Origin of the sequence: Mariniplasma anaerobium, from assembly GCF_016865445.1 — a bacterium.
Lineage (GTDB): Bacteria > Bacillota_I > Bacilli_A > Acholeplasmatales > Acholeplasmataceae > Mariniplasma > Mariniplasma anaerobium.
In genome coordinates, this window is the sequence record NZ_AP024412.1 from 913,514 (window position 1) to 927,501 (window position 13,988).

Sequence of the window (13,988 nt, forward strand, 5' to 3'; positions counted from 1 at the left end):
ATGAAATCTATTGTTTTAGCTGGAGGTTGTTTTTGGGGTGTAGAAGCCTATTTTGATCAACTTAAAGGTATTAGTGAGACTTCAGTAGGTTATGTTGATGGAGATAAGAAAAATCCTACTTATCATGAAGTTTGTAATGGATTAGCTTCTCATGCAGAAGCATGTAAAGTTATCTATGATGAAAATGTTATATCTTTAGAAGGTGTTTTAGAACATTTTTTCAGAATTATGAATCCATTTAGTTTAAATAAACAAGGTAATGATTATGGAAATCAATACAGAAGTGGAATTTATCTAGATGATATGAGTGAAAAACCATTAGTAGAAGCTTATATGAAATCTTATTTTGGTAAAAATTATGATCGTGTTGTTGTTAAGGTTAAAGAAAATAAAGATTATGCTTTAGCAGAAGACAATCATCAAAAATATTTAAAGAAAAACCCATTTGGTTATTGTCATGTAAATTTAGGGTTAGCGAAAAGAGATGAAAAAAAATAATGAGAAAATCATATATATCATGGGATGATTATTTCATGGGTGTAGCTAAATTATCAGCATTAAGAAGTAAAGATCCAAAAACACAAGTTGGAGCATGCATTGTTAACGAGGATTTAAGAATAGTTGGTATTGGATATAATGGGATGCCACAAGGTGCAAAAGATGATGAATTTCCTTGGGGGAGTGAAGGCGATTATTTGGATACAAAATATCCTTATGTTGTCCATGCAGAAGCTAATGCCATACTCAATGCGACACAATCTTTAAAAGGGTCTAAAATATATGTGACACTTTTTCCTTGTAATGAATGTACAAAATTGATCATTCAAAGTGGAATTAAAGAAATTGTCTTTGAAAGTGATAAATATCAACATACAAAAGAACACCAAGCAGCACTTAAAATGTTAAAAGCTGCACATGTGACGACACGTAAGATCGAAGTTGGTGAATTATCTTATGTTAACATTTCTTAAAGAACATAAAATTGGTATTATCATAGGCTTTTTTGCGTATATTTATGTATTATTTGTCGCAGTTGCGCCAACTAACTACAATGTGACTGCCCCAGGTGGTCTGACTGCAGTAGAAAGTAATTTTATTATTGAAGATCATGAAATGCCTGATCAATTCTTTAGTATTTATGTATATTCATATGATCCTATTACCGCATTTCAATTTATGGTCTTGCAGAACAATGAGCAGTTTGTTTTAAGAAAACCTACCATAAGAGAACAAGAAAATACAATTATTGATGAATATAGACAAGGTCAAATATCAAAAAGTGTATCTTATCAAATTTCGCTTATTAAAGCCTATACAATGGCTCAAGATCAAGATGATACAATTATTATGGACTATGGATTTGAAGGGTTATATATTTATGATTTTCCTAAAAGATTAGATGAAGTCTCTATAGGCGACGTCATTAAAGAAATCAATGGTCAATTATATGCAGATTATGAGCCTCAAGAGTTCTTTGATTTAAGTAGTCATCAACAAGTAACCTATTTAATTCAAAAAAATGATGGAACAGAATATGTACTCAATTATGATCAAATTGAAGGGGATGTATCCTTTTGGTTTTATCCTAAATATGATATTTACCAAGCTTTTCCAGCTTATGAGCTTCCTGGACTTAACTCTACAGTTGGAGGACCAAGTGGAGGCATGCTACAAACCCTTAGTATTTATGTAAGTTTACTAAAACTAAACATTCCAGATATCAAAATTTCTGGAACTGGCACCATAAATAGCGATGGAACCATCGGTAGAATCGGTGGAATTAGACAAAAAATATACACTGCAGAATTCAATAAAGTTGATGTGTTTTTTATACCAGAATCACACTTAGATGAGATAGATGGTATTGATTATTCATTTGTTATTGTACCAGTAGAAACCATAGAAGAGGCGGCTAATTGGCTATATGAAACATATAATGGATAAGGTTTATAAGTTTTATCACAAGTATAGAAATCTAGTCAAGTTGATTGATAGACAAACGACAATGAAAACCACTTTAAAATCTGTTTTTGGCGCACTACTTATTTCGTTTCTAATCATACTTTTACCAGTAATCTTGCTTATCAATTTGTTTATATTTACTAAACTTACATTAATTTTATCGATAATTTTGATATGTATGCTGATTTTGTGGGTTTATTTGTATTATCATTTTTATTACGTGCTTATTCAGAACTATCATGAAAAAATAAAAGAAATTAACACAACAGTTCCTAAATTAGTAGAATTTTCTTTTGTGGGATTTATAATGCTCACGCTAGGTATTGTGGTTTTATCAGTTGTGTTTTAAAAGGAGTTTGCTATGATTATAGGATTCATTATCATTTTTGCCACATTATTTATAGATCAACTATCTAAACAATTAGCATATCATTTGATTGCTCCAACTTTTTCAGGAACTAACACAGTACTTTTAAAAAATGTATTGGAGCTTAGTTATTATGAAAATCCAGGTGCATCTCTAGGTATATTAGAGGGTTTTGCATATAAGAGTCTTTTATTCTTTGTTATCACAGTTATAGCCTTAATTATTTTTGGATATTTATTTAAAGATAGTGATTTCAAACATAAAAAAATATACTCTATATCAATTGCTCTATTTATTAGTGGAACGCTAGGTAATGCTATAGATAGAGCACTATATGGCTTTGTTATAGACTTTTTACACTATCCGTTCTTAGATTTTCTAAACAACATACCAGGAATAAGTAATTTTACCAACAATATGGCAGATAATTATTTATCAGCTGCAATCATACTATTTGGTATTGATCTATTTTTCTTCGAATCAAAGAGAAACAAACAAAAAAAGGATGAGCAAAATGCCAAAATCAATTAAAATCGATATATCTCAAGAAAAACAAAGACTGGATACTTTTTTATCAGAAAATGAATATCCAGATAAAAGTAGAAGTTATGTACAAACACTGATTAAAGATGAAAAGATTTTAGTTAATGGACTAAAGGTTAAAACCGGATATACATTAAAAGAAGGCGATTTGGTTAGTCTTTTAGACGTAGAACTAAAAACACTAGATCTTGAACCTGTTGATCTACATTTAGATATTGTCTATGAGGATGATGACCTACTTGTGATCAATAAGCCTGAAGGGTTAGTTGTGCATCCAGCATCGACTTATCATAAGCCAACACTTGTTCATGGTTTAATGCATCAAATAGACCATTTAAGTTCTATAAACGGTGTTATAAGACCAGGTATCGTTCATAGAATTGATAAAGATACCAGTGGTTTATTAGTCGTTGCTAAAACGGATCAAGCTCATCAATTATTAAGTGAACAATTAAAAAATCACGAAATCACAAGAACTTATACAGCTCTTGTCTATCATGATTTTGATGAAAATGAAGGTACAATTAAAGCTCCAATAGGCCGACATCCAAAAAATAGAATGAAAATGACTGTTTTAGAAAGCGGTAGATTTTCTGTAACACATTTTAAAGTATTAAAAAGATTTGATCAATATACTTTAATTTCTTGTGATTTAGAAACTGGAAGAACACATCAAATTAGAGTTCATATGGCATATATTAATCATCCAGTTGTTGGAGATCCTATTTATGGACCAAAAAAAGTCATTTCAAAACATGGTCAATTTCTACATGCAACAGATTTATCTTTTGTTCATCCCATAAAAAAAGAGCATATGACATTTCATGCCGATATACCCTCTTATTTTCAAAAATTCTTGGATGAATTAGAATAAATCTTGTTTTGTTACATTTTTAAAATTCATTTTTGTAACATTATGTAGCTGTTTTTGACCTTTTTTCTCAAAAATAGTTTTAACCATTTCATCAACTTCTTTACTTGCACCTTTTAAAAGTTTGATACCAAGCTTTTGACTATATTGTTGCATCTTAACTAAAAAAGCGTAGCGTGCTATAATAGACGCAGCTGCAACACTCAAATGAACTTGTTCAGCTTTTGTGTGAAAATCAATATCACGATAAACTAAAGTTTCATCTTTTAAGTAGTTGTAATATAGTTGTGGTGTACAAAATTGATCTAAGATCACTGGGACTGTTTCCTTTAACTTAGAAGAAGTTTTAATGATTGCTTGATTATGAAGTAAAGCTTTCATCTTATTCAAGTTGTAACCTTCACTAACTAGTTTATTGTACTTAGTTGGTGGAAGAATTAATAGTGAATGAACAAGTTTTTTAGCTAGTTTTGGAGCAATATCAATGATTTGTTGATCACTCATATTTTTTGAATCTCTAACATTAAGTTCTTCTAAATAAGGAATTTCTGACTTGTTAACAAATGCAGAACAAACAACTACAGGTCCAAAAACATCACCTGTACCTACTTCATCTGAACCAATTGCTGCATAGTCTTCTTTATTTAAATGTGTCTTAATAGCTACCAACTCATGTGTGACTTCATCACCTTGCAATAAAACTTTTCCAGTTTTATAAGCTAGGATATCAATATCGTTATGTTTAGCATGAAAAAGCAAATAGGGATTTTTCGCCTCTACTTGATGATATTGATAAACTTTGTTAAGTTTTTCTAATTCTAAATCTGTTACTGACATTGTGTAATGTTTCATGTTTCACCTCTTATTATCAAGTATAATTATACCATATTTTTAAGGAAAAAGGGTTCTTTTATGAGATTTATGACGAAAACGCTTGAATTAGATGTAATCATCGAAAGAATATTGAAAAATATTAAATCTGATTCAGCATCCCAAAATTTAATAAATCTAACTCCATATACTGACATTTTTACAATTTCTAGTAAACTAGATGAAGTTGTTGACATGTTAGAACTAGTTGCTAGATTAGGAACAATGCCTTTTTTAGCCAATTTTGATATATATCCACTCATTCATTATGCAGAAATCAAGAGAACTTATACCATTCAAGATTTACTTTATATACGTTTGTTTTTGGTAATGGAGCGAGATATACTTGCTTATCTAAAACAAAAGCAATCTCTAAAAATAGAAAGTCCAACTTTATCACCACTTTTTAGCCAACTGTCTAATCATAGATATTTGTTAGATTATATGAGTTCGAAAATAGATGAAGATGGTGTTATATTAGATGATGCAACACCAAAACTTTTAAGTATTAGAAAAGATTTGTCACGTTTTGATAAGCAATTACAAGATAAATTACAAAAAATGGTTATAGATTATCAAAGTTATTTAAATGATGCAAATATCGTCATGAGAAATGATAGATTTTGTATTGGTGTAAAAGAAGCATTCAAGCATAAGATCAAAGGTGTTATTCATGATATGAGTGCATCAAAACAAACGATTTATATTGAACCTGAACAAACAAGATCAATTACAGCACATATTGAGAGTTTAAAAGTTGATGAGCAAAGAGAAATAGATGTTATTATTGCATCTATTAGTGAACAAATACAAGAAGCACATGAATCTTTAAAATATAACATCGATATACTAGTTAATCTTGATTTAATTCATGCTAAAGCTATATATGCACTTGATATCGATGGACATAAACCAAATATTAATAAAGATGGATTTATTCAACTAATTAAAGCAAAACATCCATTATTAAATCCAAAAGAAGCAGTTCCAATTGATTTAACTTTGGATAAAAATTTAAAAACATTATTAATAACAGGACCAAATACTGGTGGTAAAACAGTTGCATTAAAAACTTTAGGCTTATTGACCTTAATGACTCAAATAGGTGTTTTAGCACCTTTAAATGAAGCTAGTAATATTGCGATATTTGATCAAGTATTTGCAGATATTGGTGATGAACAGTCTATATCGCAGTCTTTATCAACATTTTCATCACATTTAACTAAAATAATCAACATGATATCTGAGATGAAAGATAATACTCTAGTATTATTAGATGAAATAGGTAGTGGTACCGATCCTAATGAAGGCGTTGCACTCGCTATTTCTATATTAGAAGCCTTTAAAGCCTTTGATGCTAGAATGATGGTCACAACACACTACTCTGAGCTTAAAAGCTATGCATTTGAGCAACCACATATGACTACAGCTAGTGTAGCCTTTGATAAAAAGACATTAAAACCGTTATATTATCTTCAAATGGGAACTACTGGATCATCTCATGCATTTTTGATTGCAAAACGTCTAGGTCTAAAAGATGAAATCGTAAATCATGCATTAAAACTTTATGAGGGTAGACAAACTGATTTAGCTAAAATGATGGAAAAACTTAATGATGAAATGGTTGATATCCAAAAAGAAAAAGAAACCTTAAATAAAGAACTTATTTTAGTTAAAAATGAGAAAAAACATTATGAAACTGTCAAAAATGATCTTTTACAAAAGCAAGATCAAATGATCGAGAAAGTCAAACATACTGAAGAAACTAAATGGTTAAAACTTCGAGATGAAGCAAGTAATTTAATTGAGCTTTTAAAAGAAAAATCGACATTAACTAAACCAGAAATAGCAGAATTAAAATATAGATTAAATCAAAATATTGCAAACGATAAATCTCTATATTTTGAAGAAGAATTAAATATTGGAGATGAAGTTTTTATTACAAGTTATCAACAATATGGTAAAATCGTAGATATTAAAGATGATTTATATCGAGTAAAATTTGGTCAATTTGATTTAAAATTTAAAGCCAAAGATATAAAAAAAGAAAAAGATGATAAACCCAAAAAGAAGAAAACTGTTGTTAAATCTAAACAATCAGAGCCATTTAAACCTCAAAAACAAGGAAAAATGGAAGTTGATTTAAGAGGATTTAGATTTGAAGAAGTTAAAGCAGCCCTTGATGATGCAATTGATGGCGCAATGATTTCTGGATTAACGACTTTAAGAATTATTCATGGATTTGGAACTGGAGCCGTTAGAAAAGCTGTCCATCAGTATATTCAAAGCTCTCCATATATTAAAGATCATCGTTTTGGTGGTGAGGGTGAAGGGTTAAATGGTGTAACAATTGTTACATTAAAATAATGCTTTTATCTTGAAATAATTTCAAAATACTATATAATATAATTATAATAAAATTTATTAAGAAATGAGGATAATTTAATGATTGAATATCAAGGACAACCGTATCAAGAAGCAGTTGGACAACAAGGATTAGTAGTTGTACAATACTATGCAACATGGTGTGGACCATGTAAGATGTTAAAACCTGTTTTAGAAGCTATCAGTACTGAAATGACTGACGCTAAATTCTTTAGAGTAGACATTGACCAATTTAGAGCACAAGCAATTGATGCTAGCATTAGAAGCGTACCTACTGTAGTTGTATACAAAGATGGCGAAGAAGTAGATCGTCAAAGTGGATACCAACCAAAAGAACGCGTTCAAGCTTGGCTTAACCAAAGCAAATAATTAAAGCACTTTAAGTGCTTTTTTTATTGCTTAAAATCTAGTATAATAGATATGGTGATTAGATGAATGGTTTTTTACTTGTAAATAAGCCTGTAGGTATGACATCACATGATGTTGTTTATTACTTAAAAAGGAAATTTAACATAAAAAAAATAGGACACACTGGTACTCTAGATCCTTTTGCAAGTGGTCTACTTATTTTATGTATAGGCAAAGCAACAAAGCTTGCTGATCTATTTCAAAACAAGGATAAGACCTATGAAGGTACAATTATATTTAATCATCATTATGATACTTATGATCATACAGGAACAATTTTAGAATCAAAAAATATAGTTATTGATCAAGATGTATTAAAAGAACAAATTCATCAGATGATTGGGACTTACGATCAACTTCCACCTATGTATGCTGCAATCAAGGTTAATGGAAAAAAACTTTATGAGCTTGCAAGACAAGGTATAACTATAAAAAGAGATACACGCAAGGTATCTATCTATGATTTTAAGATGTTATCTCCATTAAAAGATAATGCTTTTGACTTTTCTATTGAAGTTTCAAAAGGTACATATATAAGAAGTATTGCAGTCGATTTAGCTGAAAAGCTTGATACTTTTGGAGCGTTAGCTCGACTAAATAGAACTTCTATAGGTCAATATAGCTTAAAAAATGCACATGATTTAGAAAAAATAGAGATTCATGATTTAATAACATTAGAGACATACTTTTCTAATTATCCTAAACTTAACTTAAACCCATATATGATTAAACTTGTTAAAAATGGGATTTATTTAGATGAAAGACAAACAACAATGGATTGTGATTTTGTGGTTTATGATGAAGAGGATCAAATGATTGCTTTTTATCAAAGAACACAGCCAAATACGTATAAACCAGCACTAATACTTTAGGAGATAGTTATGATTATTTTATATAATACATATGATAAAATTGAAAACACTGATGATTTAACGATTACAATGGGTAACTTTGATGGCTTACATTTAGGTCACCAACAGCTCATTAATCGTGTTTTACGATATAAAGATACGAAACATGCAGTTCTTACATATGATCCGCATCCATCAGAAATACTACGTAAAATGCCGTTTAGAACATTAACTCAAAAAAGAGATAAAATTGAATTGCTATCACAATTTCCTCTAGATTATGCGATTATTGTGAAATTTGATGAGCCATTTTCAAAATTGAATGTTAAACAATTTATTGAATTTTTACAAAGAATTTCAGTAAAAAGGTTAGTTATTGGTAGAGATGCAAGATTTGCCTATCGTGGTGTTGGAACTATTGATGAATTAAGAAAATACTTTGTTGTAGATGTGATGAATGATTTGGTTTATAATCATACAAGAGTATCTACAACCTATATTAAAGACTTTTTAATCCAAGGTGATTTAGGCTCTGCTCGAAAATTACTAAATAGACACTATCAAATAACTGGGAAAGTATTACATGGACATAAAATAGGTAGAGGTATTGGATATCCAACTGCAAACATCGATTTTGATAATTATTATCTGCCTAGAATGGGTGTTTATTATGTAAAGGTATTTGTTAATGAAACTTGGTATCATGGTATGGCTAACATTGGACACAATCCTACAATTAATTTTAGTGAATCAAGACGCCTAGAAATATTTATTCTAGATTTTGATGAGGACATCTATGATAAAAAGGTTCTTGTTGATTTTATGCACTATATGAGACCAGAATATAGATTTCCATCAAAGGATGCTTTAATTAGACAATTAAAAAAAGATGAACAAATGGTAAGATCGCTAGCAAAAGTATAAAAATATGCTATAATACACATATAGAATAGGGGTGTACATATGAAAATGATTATTGCTATTGTATCTAATGATGATGCAAATAAAGTTCAAAAAGCATTAGTTAAAGAAAAATTCTTTTCAACTAGACTTTCTTCTACTGGAGGCTTTTTACGTGCTGGTAATGTCACTTTTATGATTGGCGTCAATGATGAAAAAGTTCCACAAGCACTTGAAGTTATTGAAGCACATAGTAAAAAAAGATCACGTCTTGTTCCAAACACAATAGTTAATGAATTTGGTTCTTTTTCTTCACTTCCAATAGAAGTAGAAGTTGGAGGAGCTACAGTATTTGTTATAAATGTAGATCAGTTCATAAAAATTTAGTTAAAATGTTGCATTTTTATAAAAAAATGTTACAATAAAAAGGCGGTAACAAGGTTTCGGGACAGCCGACCCATACTTTAGTTATTCGAAGGAGGAAAGAAAATGGCACTTACAAAAGCTGAAAAGCAAGAAATCATTAAAAGTTATGCAATCAAAGAAGGAGATACTGGTTCTCCAGAAGTACAGGTAGCTGTATTATCTGCAGAAATCGCATCTCTAAACGAACATTTACAAAAACACATTCATGATTTCCACTCTCGTCGTGGTTTATACATGATGATTGGTAAGAGACGTCGTTTGTTAAAGTATTTACGTCATGAAGATGTAGCACGTTATCAAACACTAATTCAAAGATTAGGATTACGTCGATAAAAGATTGCGAAAGCAGTCTTTTTTTTTAGTTTTAGCCTCATTTAGTAGGAAAAAATATAAATATATGGTATTATATATAAGGTTAAATAATAAAATATTATATGAGAAAACATATAAAATGAAGGAGATTTTATATTATGAGCAAAAAAGTATTTGAAACAACACTTGGCGGTAGAGCCTTTAGTGTTGAGATTGGTGAAGTAGCTAAACAAGCGAATGGTTCAGCTTTTATCAATTATGGTGACTCTACAGTATTAAGTGTAGTAACAGCAAAAACAGAACCATCACCTATGGATTTTTTCCCTTTGATGGTTATTTATCAAGAAAAACTATACGCAGGTGGTAAAATACCTGGTGGATTTTTAAGAAGAGAAGGTAGACCATCAGAACATGAAACCTTAACTTCAAGATTAATTGATAGACCATTAAGACCTATGTTTCCTGAAGGATTTAAAAATGATGTTCAAATCATTAATACTGTATTAAGTAGTGATCCTGAAGCAACAACTGAAATGGCAGCTTTATTTGGTTCTTCACTTGTTTTAGGAATATCTAATATTCCATTTAATGGACCTGTAGCGGGTGTAACCGTTGGTTTAGTTGATGATAAATTTATCATTAATCCAACACCTGAACAATTAGAAACTAGTAAAATTGACCTTATTGTAGCTGGTACAAAAGATGCAATCAATATGGTTGAAGCTGGCGCAAAACAAATCGATGAAGATACAATGTTAGATGCAATTTTATTTGGACATGACGCAATTAAAGCATTAGTTGCTTTCCAAGAAAAAATTATTGCTGAAATAAAACCAGAAAAAATGGATTACACTGTATTTGAAATTGAAGATAGTGTTAGAAAAGCAGTTCATGAATTTTGTTTTGATCGTTTAATTGCTGCAGTATCTTTATTTGATAAATTAGAAAGATATCGTAAGATAGACGAAATTAAAGAAGAAGCAGTTGAAAACTTTAAAACTAAAGGATTCTTTAATGACATGAATGGTGTACAAGTTTTTGATGAAAAAGCACATAAAAACTATATTCAACAAGTTAAAACTGTTGTTGATCAAATTGTAACAAAAGAAGTAAGAAGATTAATCACTGAAGATAAAGTACGCCCTGATGGACGTAAAGTTGATGAAATCAGACCTTTGGACTCTAGAATCGATATTCTAAAAAGAGCTCATGGTTCAGCACTTTTCACAAGAGGACAAACTCAAGCATTAGGTGTTGTAACGTTAGGAGCATTAGGAGAAAGTCAATTTATTGATGGACTTGGCATATTAGATAAAAAACGTTTTATGCTACATTATAACTTCCCACCATTTAGTGTTGGTGAAACAGGACGTTATGGCTTTGTAGGGCGTAGAGAAGTAGGACATGGCGCATTAGGCGAACGTGCATTACTTCAAGTATTACCTGATGAAGAAACTTTCCCATATACAATTAGAGTTGTATCAGAAATCTTAGAATCTAACGGTTCATCATCTCAAGCAACAATTTGTGCGGGATCTATGGCTTTAATGGCTGCAGGTGTACCACTTGAAGCACCAGTTGCAGGTATTGCAATGGGTTTAATTAAAGATGGCGACAATTATACAATTTTAAGTGACATCCAAGGTATGGAAGATCATGAAGGCGATATGGACTTTAAAGTTGCTGGTACTGAAAAAGGTATTACAGCTCTTCAAATGGATATTAAGATCCTAGGTATTACTAAAGAAATACTAAAAGAAGCATTAGAACAAGCAAAACATTCAAGATTACACATCTTAAAACATATGAATGAAATTATCGCAACCAATAGAGAAGAATTATCAGATTATGCTCCAAAAGTTGCTATGTTTAGAATTAATCCTGATAAGATTAGAGACGTTATTGGTGCTGGTGGTAAGATTATTACTAAGATGATTGAAGAGTTTGATAATATTAAAATTGATATTGAACAAGATGGTCGTGTCTTCTTAATGCATCAAGATTCTAAGTATATTAAACTTGCAAAAGCATATATTGAAAACTTAGTTAAAGAAGCAGAAGTTGGTAAGATTTATGAAGGTAAAGTAACAAGAGTTGAAAAATTTGGTTGCTTCGTTGAAATCTGGCCAGGAACTGAAGGATTAGTACATATCTCTAAACTTGCAAAAGAAAGAGTAGAAAAAACTGAAGATGTAGTCTCACTTGGAGATATCATTTTAGTTAAATGTATTGGTGTTGATGATAAAGGTCGTATCGATTTATCAAGAAAAGCAGCATTAAAATAATTATTAGTTTTAAAACTATGATAAAATGAATTCGAGTCAATGGAAGGTGACCAAGCTTATACTTGTATAGGTTAGGAAAGTCCATGCTAGCACATTCTGAAATGAATGTAGTGTTTGTGCCTAAGGAAACAATAACTTAGGGTACATCTTAGCGATGTAACGGCGTCAAATGATCTAAGGCTTATGCTATGATCTATGACCAAACGTGCCACAGAAACGAGATACTTAGAAATAAGTATATGAAACGCGGTAAACCCCTCAAGCTAGAAACCCAAATTTTGGTAGGGGAACGTAAAATAGCGAAACAAAGCTAAATTACGCTACTTATGTAGAGATAAATGGTCACACCCTTTAGGGATACAGAACATGGCTTATGCACATTGACTTATAAAAGGTCCTCAAAATTTGAGGACCTTTTCTTTTTATCATATACATGTTAAAATAAACAAGAGTAGAGGTGAGATTATGCTTGATAACATATGGAGTTTATTTGTAATCATTTTTCTGTTGATTTTAATCAATGGATTTTTTGCTGCAAGTGAAATGGCTTTAGTATCAATGAAAAAGCAAGACATGAAAAATCTTGCACATAAAGGAAACAAAAAAGCAATATTGGTTTTAAAAGTCACAGAAGATTCCACAAAATATTTATCAACCATTCAAGTTGCTATCACGCTTGCAGGTTTTATGTCAAGTGCATTAGCCGGTGCTAGATTGTCTTCAACGTTTGTTGAAATATTTTCAAATGTAGGAATAGTTATATCTACCAGTGTTGCAGTTATTATTATTACACTTATATTATCATTCTTGACTTTAGTTTTAGGAGAATTAGTTCCTAAAAAATTGGCATTAGCAAACCCTAATAAATTTGCTTTAATCTCTATTAGAACTGTATACTTTGTAATGATTGTTACAAAGCCCTTTGTTTGGTTACTCTCTATATCAACAAAAGCAGTTTTAAGTTTATTAAGATTTAATACTACTAAAGCTAAAGAATCGATTACTGAAGATGAAATCAGACGATTAATTAATTTAGGTCAAATTCAAGGTTTATATAAAAATCAAGAAAGAGAAATGCTAGAAAATATTTTCAGATTTGATGATTTGAGTGCAGATATGATTAAAACACCTCGAACAAAGACTTATGGTGTAGATATCAATCTAGAACTTAAAGATATCTTATTAAAGATAATAGAATCAAAATATTCTAGAGTAATCATATTTGATAAAGATTTAGAACATATACTAGGTATCGTTCATATTAAAGATATTTTAATTTTTGCAAGTCAAAACAATATTAAAGATCTTGATATTAAATCATTGTTAACTAAACCAAATTATGTACCAAAAGATATAAAAATAAGTCAATTATTTAAAGATATGCAGGTTAATAATCTACAATTCGTCTTATTAGTAGATGAATATGGAGGATTTGAAGGTATTGTTACACTTGAAGACATCATTGAAGAAATTGTTGGTAATATCTATGATGAACATGATACTTATAACGAACATATAAATAAAATAGATGAAGATACATATATCATTGATGGAGAAATGTCAATCAAAGATATTAATGAATATTTAGATATCTATCTAGAAGAAAACAATGAGAGATACTATAGTTTAAGTGGACTTTATATCTACTTATTGGGACACATTCCAAAGCCACAAGAGACTAAAGAATTAACATACAAAAATATCAAACTTGACATAGATAGTTTCAATCAAGAAAATATCGCAAAAATATCACTAAAAATCATAAAATAACACCAACTTAATACGTCTATACATAGACATTAAAGCTA

Annotated in this window: 14 protein-coding genes and 1 other RNA gene; 14 read left to right on the forward strand and 1 reads right to left on the reverse strand. The window is 30.2% G+C overall.

Annotated elements, in window-relative coordinates; genetic code table 11:
• From msrA to MPAN_RS04435, 5 genes are all read left to right on the forward strand, one after another.
• Entirely contained in the window at nt 1-498 is a 498-nt protein-coding gene (gene msrA / locus MPAN_RS04415; protein WP_176239823.1) for a peptide-methionine (S)-S-oxide reductase MsrA, read from the forward strand.
• On the forward strand, nt 498-971 hold the full coding sequence (locus MPAN_RS04420) for a deoxycytidylate deaminase (RefSeq protein ID WP_176239824.1): 474 nt from the start codon (nt 498-500) through the stop codon (nt 969-971). The genes msrA and MPAN_RS04420 overlap by 1 nt, the downstream gene beginning before the upstream one ends.
• A complete protein-coding gene (locus MPAN_RS04425) occupies nt 955-1,944 on the forward strand; it encodes a S16 family serine protease (protein WP_176239825.1) in 990 nt (329 codons plus the stop codon). The genes MPAN_RS04420 and MPAN_RS04425 overlap by 17 nt, the downstream gene beginning before the upstream one ends.
• 379 nt (nt 1,945-2,323) lie before the next feature.
• Nucleotides 2,324-2,860: a signal peptidase II gene (locus tag MPAN_RS04430; RefSeq protein ID WP_176239826.1), complete on the forward strand. Its 537-nt coding sequence runs from the start codon at nt 2,324-2,326 to the stop codon at nt 2,858-2,860.
• Nucleotides 2,844-3,746 (forward strand): RluA family pseudouridine synthase, encoded by a 903-nt coding sequence (locus MPAN_RS04435; protein WP_176239827.1) that lies wholly within the window; start codon nt 2,844-2,846, stop codon nt 3,744-3,746. The genes MPAN_RS04430 and MPAN_RS04435 overlap by 17 nt, the downstream gene beginning before the upstream one ends.
• On the opposite strand, the gene rnhC is transcribed toward MPAN_RS04435, so the two are convergent.
• A complete protein-coding gene (rnhC, locus tag MPAN_RS04440) occupies nt 3,738-4,595 on the reverse strand; it encodes a ribonuclease HIII (protein ID WP_176239828.1) in 858 nt (285 codons plus the stop codon). The two genes, MPAN_RS04435 and rnhC, sit on opposite strands and share 9 nt — an antisense overlap.
• 60 nt (nt 4,596-4,655) lie before the next feature.
• On the opposite strand from rnhC, the gene MPAN_RS04445 reads away from it, so the two are divergent.
• The 9 genes from MPAN_RS04445 to MPAN_RS04485 all read left to right on the forward strand — a co-directional run bounded on the left by MPAN_RS04445 (nt 4,656) and on the right by MPAN_RS04485 (nt 13,950).
• Nucleotides 4,656-6,980, forward strand: a complete 2,325-nt coding sequence (locus tag MPAN_RS04445; RefSeq protein ID WP_176239829.1) for an endonuclease MutS2 — start codon at nt 4,656-4,658, stop codon at nt 6,978-6,980.
• Nucleotides 6,981-7,058: 78 nt separating this feature from the next.
• Nucleotides 7,059-7,367, forward strand: coding sequence for a thioredoxin (gene trxA / locus MPAN_RS04450; protein WP_176239830.1), 309 nt, complete (start codon nt 7,059-7,061; stop codon nt 7,365-7,367).
• Nucleotides 7,368-7,429: 62 nt separating this feature from the next.
• Nucleotides 7,430-8,278: a tRNA pseudouridine(55) synthase TruB gene (gene truB, locus MPAN_RS04455; protein ID WP_176239831.1), complete on the forward strand. Its 849-nt coding sequence runs from the start codon at nt 7,430-7,432 to the stop codon at nt 8,276-8,278.
• A 9-nt stretch (nt 8,279-8,287) separates the two neighbouring features.
• A complete protein-coding gene (locus MPAN_RS04460; RefSeq protein ID WP_176239832.1) occupies nt 8,288-9,181 on the forward strand; it encodes a bifunctional riboflavin kinase/FAD synthetase in 894 nt (297 codons plus the stop codon).
• A gap of 39 nt (nt 9,182-9,220) precedes the next feature.
• Nucleotides 9,221-9,544 (forward strand): cyclic-di-AMP receptor, encoded by a 324-nt coding sequence (locus MPAN_RS04465; RefSeq protein ID WP_176239833.1) that lies wholly within the window; start codon nt 9,221-9,223, stop codon nt 9,542-9,544.
• 102 nt (nt 9,545-9,646) lie between these two features.
• Nucleotides 9,647-9,916: a 30S ribosomal protein S15 gene (gene rpsO, locus MPAN_RS04470; RefSeq protein WP_176239834.1), complete on the forward strand. Its 270-nt coding sequence runs from the start codon at nt 9,647-9,649 to the stop codon at nt 9,914-9,916.
• Nucleotides 9,917-10,053: 137 nt separating this feature from the next.
• Entirely contained in the window at nt 10,054-12,180 is a 2,127-nt protein-coding gene (locus MPAN_RS04475; RefSeq protein ID WP_176239835.1) for a polyribonucleotide nucleotidyltransferase, read from the forward strand.
• A 38-nt stretch (nt 12,181-12,218) separates the two neighbouring features.
• An RNA gene (gene rnpB / locus MPAN_RS04480) (RNase P RNA component class B) lies at nt 12,219-12,559 on the forward strand.
• 86 nt (nt 12,560-12,645) lie between these two features.
• The gene (locus tag MPAN_RS04485; RefSeq protein WP_176239836.1) at nt 12,646-13,950 is read left to right on the forward strand and encodes a hemolysin family protein; all 1,305 of its coding nucleotides are present in this window, start codon (nt 12,646-12,648) and stop codon (nt 13,948-13,950) included.
• The last annotated feature ends 38 nt before the right edge of the window (nt 13,951-13,988 follow it).